Here is a 21010-nt window from a genome sequence, read left to right on the forward strand (position 1 = left end):
CTCAAATCTGGCGAACCCTCTGTAGGAGCTGCCGCAGGCTGCGATCTTTTGATCTTGTTTTTCGACGGCAAGATCAAAAGATCGCAGCCTGCGGCAGCTCCTACAGAGGGTTATTCACCCGCCACAAAAAATGTGTTCGTCACGGGGACGCGGGTTTATTCAAGAGACGGTAAATCGCCAGATGCCGAACGGCAGATGCGCCGGGTCGATTCGCATGAACTGGTACTTGCCGTGCCAGGTCCAGCGATGGCCGCTCATCAGGTCTTCGCCCTGGCTGCTGGCGTCGTCGGGTAATCCCATCTCCCACAGCGGTAATTCGAAGTTCGCTTCCTGGACGTTGTGCGGATCCAGGCTGACCGCCACCAGAATGAAATTGCTGCCGTCGGCACTGCGCTTGCCGAAGTACAGGATGTTGTCATTCCAGGCGTTGTAGACCTTCAGCCCCAGGTGCGTCTGCAGGGCCGGGTTCTGCCGGCGAATCCGGTTGAGCTGGGCGATCTCGGCAATGATATTGCCCGGTGCGGTGAAGTCCCGCGGGCGGATTTCATACTTCTCGGAATTGAGGTATTCCTCCTTGCCCGGCACGGGTGCCGCTTCACAGAGTTCGAACCCTGAATACATGCCCCACAGACCGGAGCCCATGGTCGCCAGTGCCGCGCGAATCAGAAAACCGGCGCGCCCGCTTTCATGCAGGAACGCCGGGTTGATGTCCGGTGTGTTGACAAAGAAGTTCGGCCGGTAGCACTCGCGCCACGGCGACTCGTTCAGTTCGGTGAAATAGGTCGCCAGCTCGGCCTTGGTGTTACGCCAGGTGAAGTAGGTGTAGCTCTGGGTGTAACCGACCTTGCCCAGTCGCGCCATCATCGCCGGGGTGGTAAAGGCCTCGGCGAGGAAGATCACTTCCGGGTGCAACGCTCGCACATCGGCGATCAGCCATTGCCAGAATGGCAACGGCTTGGTGTGGGGGTTATCGACGCGAAAAATCTTCACGCCCTCCTCGACCCATCCGACCACGATGTCGCGCAAAGCCAACCAGAGACTGGGAATCGCATCGGTGGCGTAGAAGTCGACGTTGACAATATCCTGGTATTTCTTCGGCGGGTTTTCGGCATATTTGATCGTGCCGTCCGGCCGCCAGTTGAACCAGCCCGGGTGCTGTTGGAGCCACGGATGGTCCTGGGAACACTGGATGGCGAAATCGAGGGCGATTTCCAGCCCATGCTCGGCCGCAGCCGCGACCAGCCGGCGGAAGTCTTCGCGGGTGCCCAGTTCCGAGTGAATCGCCTCATGCCCGCCCTCTTCGCTGCCGATGGCATAGGGGCTGCCGGGATCGTTCGGCCCGGCGGTCAGGGAGTTGTTGGGGCCTTTGCGGTAACTGCGGCCGATCGGGTGGATCGGCGGAAAATACAGCACGTCGAAGCCCATGTCCTGGATCATCGGCAGCCGGGAGTGCACATCGTTGAAGGTGCCGTGGCGGGCAGGGTCATCGGTGATCGAGCGTGGAAACAATTCATACCAACTGGCGAACTGCGCCAGTTGTCGCTCGACGTCCAGCGGATACTCGGGGCTGAGACTCAGATAGGCGCGGTGATCGGCCTGGGCCATCAACTCGGCACTACGCTGGTGCATGAACAACGCGACCTGCTCGGTTTCGAGCAGCCCGGACAATTCATGGTGCAGTGCCGCCAGGTCTTCGCTCAACTGACCTTCCGCACGCTCCGCGGCTTGCTGGACCTGATTGCGGCCTTCCTGCAACTCGAGACTGACGGGCACGCCCGCCAGGTGCTTTTTCTCCAGCTCGTAGCGGAAGCTGGCGAACTGATCGATCCAGGCTTCGATACAAAAGACGTAACGGCCCTGCTCCACCACATGGAACTGGCCCCGCCAGCCATTATTGCCCAGGCTGGCCATGACCTCGGTCTGCCAGATCTCGTCGCCATCGGCGCGCCAGCGCACCCGTACGGCCAGTTGATCGTGGCCATCGGCAAACACTTTACTGGTCACCACCACGTCCTGCCCCGCCACGGCTTTGACGGCAAACTGCCCGCCATCGAGGGTCGGCATGGTGTTTTCGATCGCGATGCGCGGCAGCAGCAAAGCCTGCGACAGCGGCATATGCGGGTTGTAGTTGAGCTCTGTCGGTTTTTCAGCAGTCATCGAGCATCTCTCCTTTACGCCCCATGGACGCTCTTGTGCTTGGTCGCCATTCGCGCAAGGCCGTCGGCCCCGGAATGAACTCACTTAGGTTCCGAGCGACAGGCGCGGGTAAAAGTTCACGGGGATTTGCCTGAGTCTTCGAGGGAATCAATTCCGTTATGCGACGGTCAACCTACTTAAGCACGTCCTACGCCATGTGCCACAAGGAGGCTGCAAAGATGGTTATTCCCGTCCCGGCTAAAACACCCGACCCGAACATCGATAACCCCACCATACCGCCAACCGAACCGCAACCGGTGCCTGAAGAAGAGCCGCCGGGCACGACCCCGCCGCCGCGGGAAGATCCACCGGAGACAATGCCGCCGGTGATCGTCAATCCATGAACAAAGATCCAATGTAGGAGCTGCCGAAGGCTGCGATCTTTTGATCTGGATCTTGATCTTCAACGATGTCTGGCGCGACAAAGATCAAGATCAAAAGATCGCAGCCTTCGGCAGCTCCTACAGGTGATTGTGATCCTTCTCGAAGAGCTTAACGATTTTCGGCATCACCCCCAGAACCAGCAAGGCCAGCAACGTGCTGAGCACCGCCGTTGCCTCGCGCCCCAACCCGGCTGAAACGCCGATGGCCGCGGTCATCCACAAGCCGGCGGCGGTGGTCAGGCCTTTGACGTGGCCTTCGTCGCCCTCCTGGTTCTTCAGGATGGTCCCGGCCCCGAGAAAACCGATCCCGGCGATCACGCCCTGGACCACCCGGCTCATCGCGTCGGCCTGGGAGCCGGACATCTGCGGCACCAACACAAACAGCGCCGCCCCCAGCGCCACCAGCATGTGGGTGCGCACCCCGGCGGCCTTGCCCTTTTGTTCGCGTTCAAAACCGAGAATCCCGCCCAACAGCGCGGCCATCAACATGCGCACGGTGATGCGTGTCAGCTGGGATGCGTCCGTGATGTCGGCGAACTCCGCTTGCAGTGTCACCCAAACCTCATGCCACCAGGCGTTCATGCGCAGTCCTTGTAATGATTGAGTTGCTCGATAGAGGATGGACCGCGGCGACCATTAATCGGTTGCACAGAACGATGTCCGTCCATGACGTCCTAACAGTTTAGAACCCGCCGAAAAAAGGACACCCAACATGACGGTACGCATCGAAAACCAGACCTGCTTCTTTACAACCGAGAACGGCGAAGAAATTCGGCTGTGTCCCGACGTCACCATCATTACTGACCCTGTCAAGGCCATGTCCGCGGTGGACATCAATGGTCAGCACATCTACATCACCGAGGCAGAAGCCGATGCATTGACCGTAGCAGGTGCCGTGGACGGTCGCAGGCATTTGAAGGCCACCGACAGTGATTCGGTGATTTGACCGATTCGCATCAACAACGCCTCCCGGCGCCTGCTACAGGCGTCGGCATCGCGCTGTTTCCGATGCTTAACGTTGTCGCAGGCAGCGGGTTCCAGCCCATCTGATCCGCTTTTTATTGCAATATCTGAGTCTGTTATGCAAACAGATCGCCGCGCATAGTGCTCACGCCTGATGGAGGCTGATGAGCGACAGACCATGAGCGATAGAATCCCCGTCCGAACCCTGGAAAGCGCACCCCTGGTACAAAGCTACGAGGTACAAAGCTACGAGCCTTCGCGTCCACAGATGAAGGCCAAGTCCAGCGACAACCTGATCCACACCCGCAGCTTCACCGGCCTGTTCCGCACATTGCGCATGAGCGGCGCCGGGTTTCTGTTCTTGCTGTTTTTCGGCACCGTGTGGTTGAACTGGGGCGGTCGCCAGGCGGTGCTCTGGGATCTTTCCGAAAGCAAATTCCACATCTTCGGCGCGACCTTCTGGCCGCAGGATTTCATCCTGCTCTCGGCACTGCTGATCATCGCCGCGTTCGGCCTATTTGCGATCACCGTGTTCGCCGGACGTGTCTGGTGCGGCTACACCTGCCCCCAGAGCTCCTGGACGTGGATCTTCATGTGGTGCGAGAAGATCACCGAGGGCGAACGCAACCAGCGCATCAAGCTGCAAGCCGCGCCCTGGGGCCTGAACAAACTGATCCGGCGCTCGATCAAGCACACCTTGTGGCTGGCCATCAGCCTGCTGACCGGCCTGACCTTTGTCGGCTACTTCACGCCGATCCGGCCGCTGGCCGAAGAATTGCTGACCTTGCAAATGGGCGGCGTCAGCCTGTTCTGGGTGGTGTTTTTCACCGGCGCCACTTACATCAACGCCGGCTGGCTGCGTGAGGCGGTGTGCATGCACATGTGCCCGTATGCCCGGTTCCAGAGCGTGATGTTCGACAAAGACACCCTGACCATTTCCTATGACGTCGCCCGTGGCGAACACCGGGGCCCGCGCAAACGCGATGTGGCACCGGCTGCGGTCGGACTCGGCGATTGCATCGACTGCCAACTCTGCGTGCAGGTCTGCCCCACCGGCATCGACATCCGCGACGGTTTGCAGATGGAGTGCATCGGTTGCGCCGCGTGCATCGACGCCTGCGATTCGATCATGGACAAGATGGGCTATGCCCGGGGGCTGATCAGCTATACCTCGGAGCATGAGTTGCAGGGTGGCAAGACCCGGCTGCTGCGGCCACGGCTGATCGGTTATACCGCGGTGCTGCTGGTGATGATCGGCGCCCTCGCCCTGGCGCTGGTGGAACGGCCGATGGTCTCGCTGGATGTGAGCAAGGACCGGGGGCTGTTTCGCGAGAACAGTCAGGGCCAGATCGAGAACATCTATAGCCTGAAGGTCATCAACAAGACCCAGCAACGGCAGGACTACCGGTTGACCCTGGTCGATGGCGACGGCTTCCAGCTCCAGGGCAAGACCGAACTGAGCCTCGCGCCTGGCGAGATCGTCGATGTGCCGGTGTCGGTGGCGATGACGAGCGAACGGCCGGCCAGCGGGTCGCAGAGCATCAGCTTCAAGATTGTCGATCGTGACGAGCCCGATATTTATAGCGTGGCCAAGAGCCGGTTTGTTGCGCCGATGAACCGTTGAGCCTTTAAGATGCAGAGCAAAAGGCAATTTCAGCTGCGCTCGTTTCTCAATGAATGACACCTCTCCAGGCACCCGATGAAACGCTACGAAAAATTCGCCGATGACATTGCTGAACTGATCCGCTCCGGCGTCCTTGGTCCCGGTCAGCGTGTACCTTCGGTGCGCTACGCCAGCCAGACCTACGGCGTCAGCCCGTCCACGGTGTTCCAGGCCTATTACCTGCTCGAACGTCGCGGGCTGATCCGCGCCCGGCCGCGTTCTGGCTACTTCGTCAACGCCCATGCACCGAGTCCGTTTTCCGAGCCGGTGATCAGCAGTCAGGTCAACGAATCCACCGAAGTCGACGTCAGCGAACTGGTGTTCTCGGTCCTCGACTCGATCAAGGACCCCAACACCGTGCCCTTCGGCTCGGCCTTCCCCAGCCCTGCCCTGTTCCCGTTGCAACGGCTGTCGCGCTCCCTGGCCAGTGCCGCCCGGGACATGGACCCGCGCATGGTGGTGACCGACATGTCGCCGGGCAACCCGCAACTGCGGCGACAAATCGCCCTGCGCTACATGGTCGGCGGGTTGATGCTGCCCATTGAAGAGCTGCTGATCACCAACGGCGCGCTGGAAGCCCTGAACCTGTGCCTGCAAGCCGTCACCGAACCTGGCGACCTGGTGGCCATTGAAGCGCCTGCGTTCTACGCCTGCCTGCAAGTGCTGGAACGCTTGAAGCTCAAGGCCGTGGAAATCCCCGTGCACCCGCGCGACGGCATCGACCTTGGCGTGCTCGCGCAAACTCTGGAGCGCCACCCGATCAAGGCATGTTGGTGCATGACCAGTTTTCAAAACCCCATGGGCGCGACCATGCCCGAAGCCAAAAAACGCGAACTGGTGGAGTTGTTGCGCAGCCATCAAGTGCCGCTGATCGAAGACGACGTCTACGCCGAGCTCTATTACGGTCAACAGGCGCCGAAACCAGCCAAGGCCTTCGACACAGAGGGGCTGGTGATGCACTGCGGTTCATTCGCCAAGAGCCTGGCCCCCGGCTACCGCATCGGCTGGGTCGCTGCCGGGCGTTTTGCGCAAAAGATCGAACGGCTGAAACTCATGACCTCGCTCTGCGCCTCGATGCCGGCCCAGGCGGCCATTGCCGATTACCTGCAGCATGGCGGTTACGACCGGCACTTGCGCAAACTGCGTTACGCGCTGGAAGAGCAGCAGAGCGCGATGCTGGCGGCCATCGCTCGCTATTTCCCGGCGCAGACACGGGTCAGTCAGCCGGCAGGCGGGTACTTTTTGTGGCTGGAATTGCCGGCGCAGATGGATTCGTTGAAGTTGTTTCAGATGGCCTTGGCGCAGGGGATCAGCATTGCGCCGGGGCCGATCTTTTCACCGACCCAGCGCTTCAGGAATTGTATCCGGTTGAATTATGGCAGCCCGTGGGATGAAGCTGCGGAGAAGGCAATGGAGACCTTAGGCAGGATTGTCAGGTCCTTTTAAAAGCAAAAGATCGCAGCCTTCGGCAGCTCCCACAGGTGGACGCAAAACCCCTGTAGGAGCTGGCTTGCCAGCGAAAGCGTCCGTTCATGCGATAAAGGTATCGACTGATCCACCGCCTTCGCTGGCAAGCCAGCTCCTACAGGGTTTTGCGTTCCCCTGGGAGCTGCCGAAGGCTGCGATCTTTTGATCTTCAGCTGTTACCGGCCACCACCCAGATCAACGAAAGTCCCCGTCGCATACGACGCCTTATCCGACAACAACCAGACAATCGCCTCCGCCACTTCATCCGGCCGCCCACCCCGCGCCATGGGGATCGCCGATTCCAGCTTGCTGACCCGGTCCGGATCGCCGCTCAGCGCATGAAAGTCGGTATAGATGAATCCCGGTCGCACGGCGTTGACACGAATACCTTCGCCCGCCACTTCCTTCGACAGGCCGATGGTGAAGCTGTCCAGCGCGCCTTTCGACGCCGCGTAGTCCACGTACTCGTTGGGTGAGCCCAGGCGCGAGGCGACCGAGGACACGTTGACGATGCTGCCGCCCTGCCCGCCGTGCCTGGGCGACATGCGCAGGAGCGCATGCTTGGCGCAGAGGATCGGCGCCAGGACGTTGGTCTTGAGGGTCTTGAGGATGCGAAATTCGGACATTTCCTCGACCCGGGACTTGTGCCCGACGGTGCCTGCGTTGTTGACCAGGGCCGTGACCCTGCCCAGTTCGCTGTCCACCCGCTGGAACAGGGCGATCACCTCGTCTTCGATGCTGACGTCGGCGCGTACCGCGATGGCTTGCGCGCCAAGGGCGCGGACTTGCTCGAGCACCGTCTGTGCGGCTTCTTCGTCGGACTGATAGTTGATGCAGATCCGATAGCCCTGTCCGGCGGCCAACAAGGCGGTGGCGGCGCCGATACCGCGGCTGCCGCCGGTGATGACGATGACTTTATCCATGCTGGCTTTCCCCCGTTTCAAGCGTAAGCAGTCGGAGCAAAGAATAACCGTCATTGCCGGGTTTTGCATGGGAGTGTTTCCAAACCCTGTGGCTGGCTGAGGATACTTCTGTGGCGAGGGAGCTTGTGTGGCGAGGGAGCTTGCTCCCGCTGGGTCGCGAAGCGGCCCCAAAAGCTTTGCGACTGCTGCGCAGCCGAGCGGGAGCAAGCTCCCTCGCCACACCAGACCCTCACCACAAAAGCAGCCTGTTCTCTTAGGGTGGATCAACCGACTGCCAATTGCTCCCCACGAAGAATATCCGCCATGAAGCACGCCGCCGGCAGCGGATGGCCGAGCAGATACCCTTGCAACGAGTCGCAGCCGAGTTTTGTCAGGAAGTCCTGTTGCACCCCGGTTTCCACGCCTTCGGCGACGATCCGCAGACCCAATGCCTGGCCAAGGGCGACGATGGCTGAAACGATGGCGGCGTCGTCGCTGTCGTGCTCCAGATCGCGGACGAACCCCCGGTCGATCTTCAGCTCATTGGCGGGCAGGCGCTTGAGGTACATCAAGCTCGAATAGCCGGTGCCAAAGTCATCGATGGACAGGTCGACGCCCATTTCCGACAATTCCTGAAGCACCGTCATGCTGACATCGGCGTCGTTCATGGCGGTGGTCTCGGTGATTTCCAGGGTCAGGCTGTTGGCCGGCAAATGGTGCGTGGCCAGGGCTTTGGCCACGCTCTGCACCAGCCCGACGTGGCAGAACTGCAAGGCCGAGAGATTCACCGCGATGCGCCAATCGGTGTAACCGAGCAGAAACCACTCGCGCATCTGCCGGCAAGCTTCATTGAGCACCCAGTCGCCGATCGGAATGATCAACCCGGTTTTCTCCGCAAGATCGATGAACTTGTCCGGCAGCAGCATGCCCTGGGTCGGGTGCTCCCAGCGCAACAGCGCTTCGGCGCCGACCGGATGGCCATGGACGGCGTCGAACTTGGGCTGGTAATGGAGACTGAACTGCTGCTGCTCCAGTGCATTGCGCAAGTCTTGCAGCAGTTGCAGTTGTTTGCGGGCGTTGCTGTTCATCGATACATCGAAAAAACTGTAGCCGTTTTTCCCGGTGCCCTTGGCGTGATACATCGCCGCGTCGGCGTTCATCAGCAACTCTTCAGCGGTGCAGCCGTTACCCGGATAAACCGCGATACCGACACTGGCGGAGATCTGCAGGTCATGTTCGGCGACCTGGAACGAGCGCGCAATCAATCCGACCTGGCGGGCTGCCAGGTCCAAGGCGTCATTCTCCTCGCCCAGTTGCACCAGCAGCACGAACTCATCGCCACCGATCCGCGCCAGGGTGTCCTGACTGCGCAATTCCCCGCGTAGCCGCAGGCTGACCGCTCGCAGCAACTGATCGCCCATGTGATGACCAAAGGCATCGTTGACCGGTTTGAAGCCGTCCAGATCGATGAACATCAACGCAAAACAACCGCCCTGCTCCTGCACCTTCGACATCGCCTGATCGATGCGGTCAGCCAGCAACACCCGATTCGGCAGGCCGGTCAGGGTGTCATGCAGGGCCAATTGGGTCAGTTCGCGATTGGCTTCGGTCAGCGAGTGGGCAAGGCTGGCAGTGCGCGCCTCCATGCGTGCATCGAGCACCGACGTCAGCAAGGCAATGGTCAAAATGGCCAGGGTGGTGATCAGCACCAGGTTGTCCAGGCCCTTGCCGTTCAAGCCGTCGATGGCCGCGCCACAGAAACTGCCGTCGGCGAAGCGCGCCGCGGCCATGGCGGTGTAGTGCATGCCGACGATGGCGATCCCCATGATGACCGCGGCACCGCCACGGATCAGGCTCACATAGGACTGTGCTGGCGCAGGCGGAACGCGATCCATAACGCGGCGCCCGACGCGCCCACCGCAATGAGCAGCGATGCGCCGAACAGTGTCGGGTCGTAATCGATACCCGGTTGCATGCGCATCGCGGCCATGCCGGTGTAATGCATGGCACTGATGCCGGCGCCCATGATCAACGCACCGAACGCCAGTTGCCAGGTGGGCAACTGTGGCTGACTGACCAGCCACAAGGCAAAACCGCAGGACAGGATCCCGATCAGCAGTGACAGCAAGGTCAAGGTGACGTCGTAACCGAGGCCGATCGGCAGTTTGAACGCGAGCATGCCGATGAAATGCATCGACCACACGCCTACGCCCATGGCAAAGGCGCCGCCCGCGGTCCATAAATGCACGGCGCGACCCTTGGCCGTGGCGATGCGTTCGGTGAGGTCGAGTGCGGTGTAGGAAGCGAGAATCGCTACACAGAGCGAGATGATAACCAGTGTGGGGGAATAGCTACCGAGCATGGGCCTTCTCGCGACCGCCCCTTCGTACTGCTTCCGTTCTCGAGGGGGCAAATCCGGCGATTGTACTCAATGCACAACAGAACGCACTGACAAAATTAGCAAAAGGCCATCAAGCCGATGAAACGCTTGTTTGAAGTGCCTCCGAGAACGGCGCGCCCCCCGTAGGAGCTGCCGCAGGCTGCGATCTTTTGATCTTTCCAACAGACGACCACATTGCGCCTACGGGTTGTCGCTCACCTGCAGCGCGCCATCCCATCCGCCACCCAGAGCAGCGATCAGCTGAACGCTGGCAATCAACCGACTCTGCAATAAATTCAGTACGTTGCGCTCGTTACTTAATGCCGTTGCTTGCACCACCACCACGTCGAGATAAGCAATCACCCCGGCCTTGTACTGATTCTGGGTCAGGCGCAGCGATTCACGCGCCGCGTCCAGTGCTTCCTGGCGGACACCCGCTTCGTTTTCCAGGACCTTGAGTTGAACCAGGTAGTTTTCCACCTCACGAAAACCATCGAGCACGGTCTGGCGGTATTTGGCCACGGTTTCGTCGTAGGCGGCCTCGCTGCGGTCGACTTCCGCCGAGCGCTGACCGCCGTCGAACAAGGTCATCGCCAGTTGCGGTCCGACCGACCAGAAGCGGTTAGGCACGCTTAACCAGTTATTGGAGGTACTGCTGCTGTAACCTCCGTTCAGGCTCAGCGTCAGGTCCGGATAATAAGCCGCCTTGGCCACGCCGATGTTGGCATTGGCCGCCATCACCGAACGCTCCGCGGCGGCAATGTCCGGGCGGCGTTCCAGCAATTGCGAAGGCAGGGTCAGCGGCACCTGCGGCAAGGCTGGGATGTCTTGGGTCTCGGCCAGGCTGAACTGCGCCGGCGCCAGCCCGATCAGTACCGCAATGGCGTTCTCGAACTGGGCACGCTGCCAGATCAGGTCAACCATCTCGGCTTCGGTACTCTTGAGCTGAGTGGTGGCCTGAGCCACCGCGTCCTTGCCGGAAACCCCGGCACGGTATTGGTTTTCGGTCATTGTCAGCGAGCGTCGATAGGCTTCGACCGTCGCTTCAAGCAGGCGTTTTTGCTCATCGATCACCCGCAATTGCAGGTAGTTCTGCACCAGTTCCGATTGCTGGCTCAGGCGCATCGCCGCCAGATCGGCAAAACTCGCCTCGGCGTTGGCCGTGTCGGCTTCAAGGCCCCGGCGCAGTTTACCCCAGACGTCAGCCTCCCAACTGACCCCGGCCTGGGCGGTGTAAGTGTCACGGATACCACTGGAGGTACTGGTCAGGCTCGAGCTGCTGCTGCCGGTGCCCTGGCTGGAACGGTCTTTGCCGACAGTCAGGTCCACGGTGGGGAAAAACGCTCCACGGGCACTGCGTACCAAGGCCTGGGCCTGACGGTATTGGGCTTCGGACTGGGCGACGGTCTGGTTGGTGCTGTTGAGTTGCTCGATCAAGCCATTGAGCTGCCGATCGCCATACAACTCCCACCAGGCGCCGCGGGCCAGGGAATCACTCGGATTGGCCTGGCGCCAGCCGGCCGCTGCCTTGTATTGCACCGGCGCAGCGGCTGGCGGGCGCTGGTAATCCGGGCCGATGGCGCAGGCACTGAGCAGCGCCACGCACAGCGACAGGCTGAGTAAACGCGAACCTCGGGCCGTGACCACGGGTGCAGCCAGGTTAAACAGCGAACGGTCAGTCATAGCGGAGTTTCCAGAGCAGCATCGGTACGCACCCCACGCCAGTGATTGAAGCGATGGCGCAGTTTGTCGAGATAGAGGTAAACCACCGGGGTGGTATAGAGGGTCAGCACCTGGCTGAAGATCAACCCGCCGATGATGGTCAGGCCCAGCGGCTGACGCATTTCCGCCCCTTCGGCGCGGCTCAGCAGCAATGGCAACGCGCCCAGGATGGCGGCCAGCGTGGTCATCAGAATCGGCCGCAAACGTTGCAGGCAGGCACTGCGGATCGATTCCAGCGGTTCCAGGCCCTGATGCCGTTCGAGCTGCAAGGCCAGGTCGATCATCAGAATGGCGTTTTTCTTCACCACGCCAATCAGCAAAAACAGGCCGAGCAACGAGATCAGGCTGAACTCGCCGCCCAGCGCGTAGATGGACAGCAGCGCGCCCACCCCGGCCGACGGCAAGGTCGAGAGAATGGTCAGCGGATGGATGTAGCTTTCATACAGCACGCCCAACACCAGGTACACCGCCACCAGCGCCCCGAGAATCATCCACGGCTGGCTCTTCTGGGTGGCGGCAAACGCATCGGCGGTGCCGGACATTTTCGCGATCACGGCTTCAGGCAAGCCGACCTTGGCAATCGCCCGCTCGATGGCGGCCGTGCCCTGCTCCACCGTCACGCCTTCGGCCATGTCGAAGGAAACACTCTCGGAGGCGAACTGGCCTTCGTGGCTGACCCGATCGTCTTCCAGGCTGTTTTCATAATGAGCGATGGTCGACAACGGAATCCGCGCGCCGTCGGCGGTGATCACCTGGACCTGATTGAGGGTGATCGGATCCTGGGCGTATTTGGGGTTGACCTCCATCACGACCTGATACTGGTTGAGGCTGTCGTAAATCGTCGAAATCTGCCGCTGGCTGTAGGCGTTGTTGAGCACCGAGGTGACCATGTTCATGTCCACGCCCAGGCGTTTGGCCTGATCGCGATCGACAATCAGCGTGACCTGTTGGGCGCCACGACCTTCACGGGCGTCGATCGCCGTCAGTTCCGGCAATGCCTTGAGCGCGGCCACGACTTTGGGGTACCACTCGCGCAACTCTCCCAGATCGCCGCTTTGCAGGATGTAGGAATATTGCGACGTGGTCTGTTCGCGGCCACCGCCGAACTGCAGGTCCTGGTCGGCCATCAGCATCAGCTGCGCACCGGGGACCTTGGGCATTTCCTTGCGCAGGCGTTCAATGACTTTCTGCGCGGACAGGTTACGTTCCTTGATCGGCTTCAGGCGTACCAGCATGAAGGCGTTGTTGGTGCCGTTGGTGCCGCCGATGAAGCCGGCGACGCTTTCCACCGCCGGATCCTTGAGCACTGCACGCCGGAAAATTTCCATTTTCGGCTGCATCACGCTGAACGACAGACCGTCGTCACCGCGCACGAAACCGATCAGCTGACCGGTGTCCTGCTGAGGCATAAATGTTTTTGGAACAACGACATACAGCGCAATGTTAACGCCAACTGTCACAAACAGACTGAGCAGCGTCAGAAGGCGGTGACGCAGCACCCAGTCGAGACTGGTGGCGTATTTGCCCACCATCCAGGCGTTGGCCCGCTGGCTCCAGCGCTGCAGACGGTTTTCCTGACCCGGGGTGTGCGGCTTGAGCCAGCGGGCGCAGAGCATCGGCGTCAGCGTCAGCGAGACCAGCAGCGACACCACGATGGACGCCGCCAGGGTGATGGAAAATTCGCGAAACAGGCTTTCGACGATCCCGCCCATGAACAGGATCGACAGAAACACCGCCACCAGCGAGACGTTCATCGACAGCAAGGTGAAACCGACTTCCTGGGCCCCAAGATACGCCGCCTTCATCGGCGGCACGCCTTTGTCGATGTGCCGGGAAATGTTCTCCAGCACCACGATGGCGTCGTCCACCACCAGTCCCGTGGCCAGGATCAGCGCCATCAGCGACAGGTTGTTCAGCGAGAAGCCGTAGAGGTACATCACCGCAAAGGTGCCGACCAGCGACACCGGTACGGCCAGGGTCGGAATCAACGAAGCACGGAAGTTACCCAGAAACAGGAATACCACCAGGATCACCAGCGCCACGGCAATCAACAGGGTCATTTCCGCTTCGTGCAGGGTCGCCTTGATCACCGGCGAACGGTCCATCGCCAGGTTCAGCTTGACGCTGGCCGGCAGTACCGCTTGCAACGCCGGCAACTGGGCCTTGATCTCGTTGACCGTCTCGATGATGTTGGCGCCGGCCTGGCGGTTGATCACCAGCAAGACCGCCGCGTCGTCGTTGAAGAAACCGCTGTTGTAGCGGTCCTCGACGCCATCGCTGACCTTGGCCACATCCTTCAGGCGCAGGGCCGCGCCATCCGCGTAGTGGATGATCAGCGACTCGTAGTCCTTGGCTTTCTCCAGTTGATCGTTGGCCTGCACCTGCCATAACCGCTGACCGTCTTCGACCGAACCCTTGGGGCGGCGCACGTTGGCATTGGCGATGGTGTTGCGCACATCGTCCAGGGCCACGCCGTACTGGTTCAGCGCCTGGGGCTCGAGTTCGATCCGCACCGCCGGCAAGGAGCTGCCGCCGATCTGCACTTCGCCAACGCCCTGCACCTGGGACAGGCTCTGGGACAGGATGGTCGAGGCCAAGTCGTAGAGCTGGCCTTTTTCCAGCACGTCCGAGGTCAATGACAACACCATGATCGGCGCCTGGGACGGGTTGACCTTCTTATAGGTCGGCATGCTGCGCATCCCGCTGGGCAGCAGGTTGCGTGAGGCGTTGATCGCCGCCTGCACTTCCCGCGCCGCGCCGTTGATATCGCGGTCGAGGTCAAATTGCAGGATCACCCGGGTCGAGCCCTGGCTGGAACGGCTGCTCATGGTGTTCACACCGGCAATCGCACCAAAGGAGCGCTCCAGCGGTGTGGCCACGGTCGAGGCCATCACCTCCGGGCTCGCGCCGGGCAGGCTGGCCTGGACCACGATCACCGGGAAGTCCATTTGCGGCAGCGGCGACACGGGCAACAGGCCGAAGCTCACCCCGCCCAGCAGCATGATTGCCAGGCTCAGCAACAGGGTCGCGACCGGGCGCTTGATGAAAGGTCCGGAGAGGTTCATGGCTGCTCAACCACTTCCACGGACTCGGACTTGCGCCCCCAACGACGACCAAGGCGGTCGAAGTACAGGTAGATCACCGGGGTGGTGAACAGTGTCAGCACCTGACTCACCAGCAAACCGCCGACCATCACCAGGCCCAACGGCTGGCGCAACTCAGCGCCGGAACCGGTGGCCAGCATCAAAGGCACCGCGCCAAACAACGCGGCCAGGGTGGTCATCAGGATCGGCCGGAAGCGCAGCAGCGCCGCCTGATAGATCGCCGTCTCCGGGTCCAGGCCCTGATTGCGTTCAGCGTCGAGGGCGAAGTCGATCATCATGATCGCGTTCTTTTTCACGATACCGATCAGCAGGATGATGCCGATGATCGCGATCATCCCCAGGTCGTTGCCGCTCAACAGCAGCGCCAGCAAGGCGCCGACCGCCGCCGAGGGCAAGGTCGAGAGGATGGTGATCGGATGGATATAGCTCTCGTACAGCACGCCGAGCACGATGTACATGGTCACCACCGCCGCCAGGATCAGCAGCAAGGTGCTCGACAACGAAGCCTGGAACGCCTCGGCCGCACCCTGGAACTGGGTCTGCACGCCGATCGGCATGCCGATGTCCTGCTGCACCTGTTCGATGATCTCCACCGCATGCCCCAGCGCCACACCCGGTGCCAGGTTGAACGACATCATCACCGCCGGGAACTGGCCGATGTGGGTGATCGCCAGTTGCGCCTGGCGCTCTTCGGTGTGTGCCAGGCTGGACAGGCGCACTTGCCCGCCATCGGTGGTCTTGACGTGAATCTGGTTCAGCGCGTCCGGACCGATCTTCTCACCGGCCTGCGATTGCAGGACCACGCGGTACTGACTGGCCTGGGTGTAAATGGTGGAAATCTGCCGCTGGCCAAAGGCGTCGTACAGCGCGTCGGTGATATTCGACACGGATACCCCGACCCGCGACGCCGCGTCACGATCGATCACCAGGTAGACCTGCAAGCCTTTGTCCTGCAAATCGCTGGCGACGTCGGTCAGCTCCGGCCGTTGGGCCAGGGCTTCCACCAGGCGGCCACTCCACAGGCTCAGCAGTTCCGAGTCTGGCGATGACATGCTGAATTGGTACTGGGTGCGGCTGACCCGGTCTTCGATGGTCAAATCCTGCACCGGCTGCATGAACAGGCGAATGCCGGTCAGTTTGTCCAGCTCCGGCTGCAAACGGCCAATCACTTCGGTCGCGCTCAGGTCACGGTTGCCGTGGGACTTGAGGTTGATCAGCAGCCGGCCGCTGTTGAGCGTCGAATTATCGCCGTCGACACCAATGTAGGACGACAGGCTCTCCACCGCCGGATCGGCGAGAATCACCTTGGCCAGTTCCTGCTGCCGCTCGCTCATGGCCGCAAAGGAAATCGACTGCGGCGCCTCTGAAATACCCTGGATCACCCCGGTGTCCTGCACCGGAAAGAAGCCCTTGGGCACCACCATGTACAGGAACACGGTCAGCGCCAGGGTGCCGATGGCCACCAGCAACGTCAGCGGTTGATGCTTGAGAACCCACTTTAACTTGCGCCCGTAAGCCGCGATCATCCAATCAATTGTTGCGCCGCTGGCGCGGTAGAAACGGCCCTGTTCTTCCTCCTTGGGTTCACGCTTGAGCAGCCGCGCGCACATCATCGGCGTCAAGGTCAGGGACACCACCAGCGAGATGAGGATGGCCACCGCCAGAGTGATCGCAAATTCGCGGAACAGGCGGCCCACCACGTCTGCCATGAACAACAGCGGAATCAGCACCGCGATCAGCGACAGGGTCAGGGACACCAGGGTGAAACCGATCTGTTTGGCGCCCTTGAGCGCCGCATTCAGCGGGCTGTCGCCCTCTTCGATGTAGCGGGAAATGTTCTCCAGCATCACGATCGCATCGTCCACCACAAAACCGGTGGCGATGGTCAGGGCCATCAGGGTCAGGTTGTTGACCGAGAAACCGGCGAGGTACATCACGCCGAAGGTACCGATCAGCGACAGCGGCACGGCCACCGACGGAATGATCGTGGCGCTGGCGCGGCGCAGGAACAGGAAGGTCACCATCACCACCAGGGCAATGGCGATCAGCAACTCGTGCTGCACGTCGGTGACGGAGGCGCGGATGGTCTGGGTGCGGTCGGTGAGCACCACCACATCGAGACCGGCCGGCAAGTTGTCGGTGATGCTCGGCAGCAAGGCCTTGATCCGGTCGACCACTTCGATGACGTTGGCGCCGGGCTGGCGCTGGATGTTCAGCAATACCGCCTGGTTTTCATTGGCCCAGGCCGCCAGTCGTTCGTTCTCGGCGCCGTCGACGATCTCTGCCACGTCCTTGAGCCGCAGCGGTGCGCCGTTGGCGTAAGCCAGGATCAGGTTGGCGTAATCCTTGGGCGAGGTCAGCTGGTCGTTGGCATCGAGCATCGACACCCGGGTCGGGCCGTCGAAGTTGCCCTTGGGCTGGTTGACGTTGGAGGCGCCGATCAGGGTCCGCACGTCGGACAGGTTCAGGCCGTTGGCCGCCAGGGCCTCGGGGTTGACCTTGATCCGTACCGCCTGACGCTGGCCACCGGCGATGCTGACCATGCCGACGCCGCTGATCTGGGCGATTTTCTGCGCCATGCGGGTGTCGACCAGATCGTTGAGCTTGGGCAACAGCATGGTCTTGGACGTGATGGCCAGGGTCAACACCGGGGTGTCCGCCGGGTTGACCTTGTTGTACACCGGTGGCGCCGGCAAGTCCGTGGGCAGCAGATTGGTCGCGGCATTGATCGCCGCCTGCACCTGCTGTTCGGCGACGTCCATGTTGATGTCGAGACTGAACCGCAGGGTCAGCACCGAAGCGCCGCCGGAACTGGTCGAGGCCATCTGGGTCAGGCCGGGCATCTGCCCGAACTGACGCTCCAGTGGCGCGGTCACGGCGCTGGTCATGACATCCGGGCTGGCGCCGGGGTACAGCGTCATGACGCGAATGGTCGGGTAATCGACCTGGGGCAAGGCCGACACCGGCAGCAATCGATAAGCGATCACACCCGCCAGAATAATCGCCAGCATACTCAGGGTCGTGGCGACCGGGCGAAGGATGAACAGCCGGGAGATGTTCATGCGCCGCCCTTTTTCGCCTTGTCGGTGGTCGCGGGCTCAGCCGAGGTCGCCGCCGATTTGCCTTGCAGGTGCTCGGTCGGGGTAGTCGGTACATCCTTGCTGTCGTTGACCACTTCCACTTCGCTGCCTTCTTTCAAGCGGTCGGTGCCTTCCAGCACCACCCGATCACCGGCGGCCAGGCCCTCGGTGATGACGGTGTTGTCACCGTCACTGGCGCCGACTTTCAGCTGACGGATCGTGACCTTCTTGTCGCCGTCCATCGCGTAAACGAAGGTGCCGTTGGTGCCGAACTGAATGGCCGCCGAGGGTGCGAGCACGACGTCTTTGAGCGTGTCGGCCAGCAGGTGGACGTTGACGAACTGATTGGGGAATAGCGCCTGATCACGGTTCTCGTAGCGGGCCTTGAATTTCAGGGTGCCAGTGGTGACATCGATCTGGTTATCGAGGCTCTGCAACACACCGGTGGCCTGCAGTTTGGTGTCGCCACGGTCCCAGGCTTCGGCAGGCAGCTTGGCGCCGGTGCGATAGCGAGCCAGCACCACGTCGAGGCTGTTTTCCGGCAAGGTGAAGGCCACGCTGATCGGCTGGGTCTGGGTGATGATCGCCAGCGCCGTGGTGTCATTGGCGGCGACCAGGTTGCCGACGTCCAGCTGACGCAGGCCCACGCGGCCGGTGATCGGTGCGCGGATCCGGGTGAATTCGAGATTGAGCTTGGCGTCGTTGACCGCCGCCTGGTTGGTCTTGACCGTGCCCTTATACTGCCCCACCAGCGCTTCGGCGGTGTCCAGGGTCTGCTTGGCGATACTGTCCTCGCGATACAGGCCGCGGTAGCGTTCAACGTCGACCTGGGCATTCTTCAATTGCGCCTGATTCTGCAGCAAGGTGCCTTCGGCCTGCAGCAGGGCGTTCTGGTAGGGCCGCGGGTCGATCTCGGCCAGCAGATCGCCCGCCTTGACCATCTGCCCTTCTTCGAACGCAATCTTGATCAATTCGCCGCCGACCCGGCTGCGCACATTGATGGTGTTCTGCGCCGTCACGGTGCCCAACGCCTTGTAGTACAGCGGGAAGTCGCCCTTCACCGCCGGCGCCACCCGCACCGGTACCGGGCCGGCCGCGCCACCGAAACCCGGACGCATCCCCCCGGACCGACCGGTGTGCCCGGCCACGGCTTTTTGCCCCGCGCCTTCTTTTGGCGCAGCCCCGCCGGGCCAGAATTTCCAGCACAGGACGGCGATGACCAACAGCACAAGCAGGCCGAACAGCCAGCGACGGGGATTACGGGAAGCGGAGGATTGCATTGAATGATCAACCATTGGGCGCGTGGGCTTTTTCTACGGGAGGCTGAACGATAAGCACTGGAGGGCGTTTAGCAAAGCGCCTTTACCGGCAATTTACCTTTGGCTTACGTATCAGGAGGTTTGTCTAAGGCACTGAAGCGCAAATGAAAACGGCCTGGACAGAGGGGGCGTTCTCACTGAATTTCCCCGCCGCGCCGGGTCTGCTGTTGTGCAGGGCAAGGCGCGAGAAGCGTGGTTTGGTCATTCCAAATAAGCTTCGAGCAACGCAGCCCTGCACAACAGCAGGCCCGGCCCTTCGGGTTGTGCCTTAAAGCGGGCCAGGCTGCGTTGCAGGCCTTGGAAAGGGAACAACCATTCCCAGCGGCCTGCGCCTTGCCTGGCCCGCTTTAAGGCGACAACGCGGCGGGGAAATTCAGTGAGAACGCCCCCTAGGCCGTTATTAATTGTAAACGTTTGCTTATTTCAGAACAGCAAGGGCCGCGTCGTAGTTCGGTTCTTGAGCGATTTCCTTGACCAGTTCGCTGTACAGAACGTTGTCGTTTTCGTCCAGGACCACCACGGCACGGGCGGTCAGGCCTTTGAGCGGACCATCGGCAATGGCTACGCCGTAGTTCTCGATGAACTCGGCACCGCGCAGGGTCGACAGGTTCTGCACGTTGTCCAGGCCTTCGGCGCCGCAGAAACGGGCCTGGGCGAATGGCAGGTCAGCGGAGATGCACAGCACCACGGTGTTGGCGACGTCGCTGGCCTGGGCGTTGAACTTGCGAACCGACGTGGCGCAGGTCGGGGTGTCGACGCTTGGGAAGATGTTCAATACTTTGCGCTTGCCGGCGAAGCTTGCCAGGGTCACGTCGGACAGATTGCCGGCCACCAGGGAAAAGGCTGGCGCCTTGGAACCGGCTTGTGGCAGTTGGCCGTTGACTTGAACCGGGTTGCCTTTAAGAGTGACTTGAGCCATGAACGGAGTCCTTCTGATGGTTGTTGTGGAGATTTTTGACGAGGCCGAAGTTAACCACGAAATGGCCTGACGACCTATGCTCAGATACAAATTGTCATTCAGTACCCTGCAAAACTGGATACAAAAACCCGCGTTTCATCTGCTCACACCGCAAATCCCTGATCGCAGCCTGCGGCTGCTCCAGGTTTGCGCCAGACTTCAATTCCGAACACTTCCGCGATCGGTAGGAGCTGGCTTGCCAGCGAAGGCGTCGTTTCAGCGATTACTATGTCGACTGACCCACCGCTTTCGCTGGCAAGCCAGCTCCTACAGGGGCTCGGGTGTCAGGAAGATTTGCCGTGATCTTTCGTGCGCCGCGTTGTCGATTCAGGACAGGGTCATTCGACTAGCAGTGAGTCACTCAAATCCAGCGGAGACAAGACCATGCGATTCATGATTTTTGTGAAAGCCAGCCCGGATTCCGAAGCCGGTATCCTGCCCAGCGAAGAACTGATGACCGCGATGGGCAATTTCAACGAGGAACTGGCCAAGGCCGGCATCCTCATCGACTGCGACGGCCTGCAGCCCAGCAGCAAAGGCGCCCGTGTGCGCTTCTCGGGTGACCAGCGCACGGTGATCGACGGCCCGTTTGCCGAAACCAACCAGCTGATCGCCGGCTATTGGTTGTGGCAGGTGAAGTCGAAACAGGAAGCGATCGACTGGGTCAAGCGCTGCCCCAACCCGATGCCCGGTACCGACGCCGAGATCGAAATCCGCCAGGTGTATGAGGCGGAAGATTTCGGTGACGAATTCACCTCGAAACTGCGCGAGCAGGAAGAACGACTGCGTGAGCAGATGAAGAAACCCTGACTCATTGAGCCTGAATGGGTGTCAAACGGTAGCGCGATCACGCCCGGGCCTTTGCAGTTGGCG

The 21010-nt window shown here is 61.2% G+C and carries 13 protein-coding genes and 1 pseudogene; 5 read left to right on the plus strand and 9 right to left on the minus strand.

Annotation, left to right across the window (positions count from 1 at the left end; translation table 11 throughout):
* Positions 1–159: 159 nt before the first annotated feature.
* Positions 160–2157, minus strand: a complete 1998-nt coding sequence (locus tag ACA062_RS16765) for an alpha-1,4-glucan--maltose-1-phosphate maltosyltransferase (protein ID WP_497452102.1) — start codon at positions 2155–2157, stop codon at positions 160–162.
* Positions 2158–2375: 218 nt separating this feature from the next.
* Between ACA062_RS16765 and ACA062_RS16770 the strand changes: the two genes are divergently transcribed.
* A complete protein-coding gene (locus ACA062_RS16770) occupies positions 2376–2540 on the plus strand; it encodes a hypothetical protein (RefSeq protein WP_497452103.1) in 165 nt (54 codons plus the stop codon).
* A gap of 117 nt (positions 2541–2657) precedes the next feature.
* Here the strand turns inward: ACA062_RS16770 and ACA062_RS16775 are convergent, their stop codons facing one another.
* Positions 2658–3161 (minus strand): MgtC/SapB family protein, encoded by a 504-nt coding sequence (locus ACA062_RS16775; protein WP_497452104.1) that lies wholly within the window; start codon positions 3159–3161, stop codon positions 2658–2660.
* 130 nt (positions 3162–3291) lie between these two features.
* Between ACA062_RS16775 and ACA062_RS16780 the strand changes: the two genes are divergently transcribed.
* From ACA062_RS16780 to mapR, 3 genes are all read left to right on the plus strand, one after another.
* Positions 3292–3525: a DUF3203 family protein gene (locus ACA062_RS16780; protein ID WP_497452105.1), complete on the plus strand. Its 234-nt coding sequence runs from the start codon at positions 3292–3294 to the stop codon at positions 3523–3525.
* 195 nt (positions 3526–3720) lie between these two features.
* Positions 3721–5166, plus strand: coding sequence for a cytochrome c oxidase accessory protein CcoG (gene ccoG, locus ACA062_RS16785; RefSeq protein WP_497452106.1), 1446 nt, complete (start codon positions 3721–3723; stop codon positions 5164–5166).
* 75 nt (positions 5167–5241) lie between these two features.
* The gene (gene mapR / locus ACA062_RS16790) at positions 5242–6651 is read left to right on the plus strand and encodes a GntR family transcriptional regulator MpaR (protein ID WP_497452107.1); all 1410 of its coding nucleotides are present in this window, start codon (positions 5242–5244) and stop codon (positions 6649–6651) included.
* 197 nt (positions 6652–6848) lie between these two features.
* Here mapR and ACA062_RS16795 read toward each other — a convergent pair whose 3' ends face one another.
* The 7 genes and pseudogenes from ACA062_RS16795 to tpx form a co-directional block, all read right to left on the minus strand.
* Positions 6849–7595 (minus strand): SDR family oxidoreductase, encoded by a 747-nt coding sequence (locus tag ACA062_RS16795; RefSeq protein WP_497452108.1) that lies wholly within the window; start codon positions 7593–7595, stop codon positions 6849–6851.
* A 263-nt stretch (positions 7596–7858) separates the two neighbouring features.
* Positions 7859–9936 (minus strand): annotated as a pseudogene (locus ACA062_RS16800) (EAL domain-containing protein).
* Positions 9937–10155: 219 nt separating this feature from the next.
* Entirely contained in the window at positions 10156–11637 is a 1482-nt protein-coding gene (locus ACA062_RS16805) for an efflux transporter outer membrane subunit (RefSeq protein WP_497452109.1), read from the minus strand.
* Complete coding sequence (locus tag ACA062_RS16810; RefSeq protein WP_497452110.1) at positions 11634–14741, minus strand: efflux RND transporter permease subunit; 3108 nt, start codon at positions 14739–14741, stop codon at positions 11634–11636. Before ACA062_RS16810 ends, ACA062_RS16805 begins: the two co-directional genes overlap by 4 nt.
* Positions 14738–17842: an MdtB/MuxB family multidrug efflux RND transporter permease subunit gene (locus ACA062_RS16815; RefSeq protein ID WP_497452111.1), complete on the minus strand. Its 3105-nt coding sequence runs from the start codon at positions 17840–17842 to the stop codon at positions 14738–14740. Before ACA062_RS16815 ends, ACA062_RS16810 begins: the two co-directional genes overlap by 4 nt.
* Positions 17839–19155 carry an MdtA/MuxA family multidrug efflux RND transporter periplasmic adaptor subunit gene (locus ACA062_RS16820; protein ID WP_497452112.1) on the minus strand — a complete coding sequence of 439 codons (1317 nt, stop codon included), beginning with the start codon at positions 19153–19155 and terminating at the stop codon, positions 17839–17841. Before ACA062_RS16820 ends, ACA062_RS16815 begins: the two co-directional genes overlap by 4 nt.
* Positions 19156–19597: 442 nt before the next feature.
* Complete coding sequence (gene tpx, locus ACA062_RS16825) at positions 19598–20098, minus strand: thiol peroxidase (protein ID WP_150786809.1); 501 nt, start codon at positions 20096–20098, stop codon at positions 19598–19600.
* Positions 20099–20521: 423 nt separating this feature from the next.
* Between tpx and ACA062_RS16830 the strand changes: the two genes are divergently transcribed.
* Positions 20522–20947 carry a YciI family protein gene (locus ACA062_RS16830; protein WP_497452113.1) on the plus strand — a complete coding sequence of 142 codons (426 nt, stop codon included), beginning with the start codon at positions 20522–20524 and terminating at the stop codon, positions 20945–20947.
* Positions 20948–21010: the final 63 nt, after the last annotated feature.

This window comes from Pseudomonas sp. LBUM1679 (assembly GCF_059695565.1).

Coding starts and splice junctions, on each gene's coding strand:
- ACA062_RS16780 (WP_497452105.1), top strand. CDS start 3,292: ATGACGGTACGCATCGAAAACCAGACCTGCTTCTTTACAACCGAGAAC.
- mapR (WP_497452107.1), top strand. CDS start 5,242: ATGAAACGCTACGAAAAATTCGCCGATGACATTGCTGAACTGATCCGC.
- ACA062_RS16765 (WP_497452102.1), bottom strand. CDS start 2,157: ATGACTGCTGAAAAACCGACAGAGCTCAACTACAACCCGCATATGCCG.
- ccoG (WP_497452106.1), top strand. CDS start 3,721: ATGAGCGATAGAATCCCCGTCCGAACCCTGGAAAGCGCACCCCTGGTA.
- ACA062_RS16775 (WP_497452104.1), bottom strand. CDS start 3,161: ATGAACGCCTGGTGGCATGAGGTTTGGGTGACACTGCAAGCGGAGTTC.
- ACA062_RS16805 (WP_497452109.1), bottom strand. CDS start 11,637: ATGACTGACCGTTCGCTGTTTAACCTGGCTGCACCCGTGGTCACGGCC.
- tpx (WP_150786809.1), bottom strand. CDS start 20,098: ATGGCTCAAGTCACTCTTAAAGGCAACCCGGTTCAAGTCAACGGCCAA.
- ACA062_RS16820 (WP_497452112.1), bottom strand. CDS start 19,155: ATGGTTGATCATTCAATGCAATCCTCCGCTTCCCGTAATCCCCGTCGC.
- ACA062_RS16795 (WP_497452108.1), bottom strand. CDS start 7,595: ATGGATAAAGTCATCGTCATCACCGGCGGCAGCCGCGGTATCGGCGCC.
- ACA062_RS16830 (WP_497452113.1), top strand. CDS start 20,522: ATGCGATTCATGATTTTTGTGAAAGCCAGCCCGGATTCCGAAGCCGGT.
- ACA062_RS16815 (WP_497452111.1), bottom strand. CDS start 17,842: ATGAACATCTCCCGGCTGTTCATCCTTCGCCCGGTCGCCACGACCCTG.
- ACA062_RS16770 (WP_497452103.1), top strand. CDS start 2,376: ATGGTTATTCCCGTCCCGGCTAAAACACCCGACCCGAACATCGATAAC.
- ACA062_RS16810 (WP_497452110.1), bottom strand. CDS start 14,741: ATGAACCTCTCCGGACCTTTCATCAAGCGCCCGGTCGCGACCCTGTTG.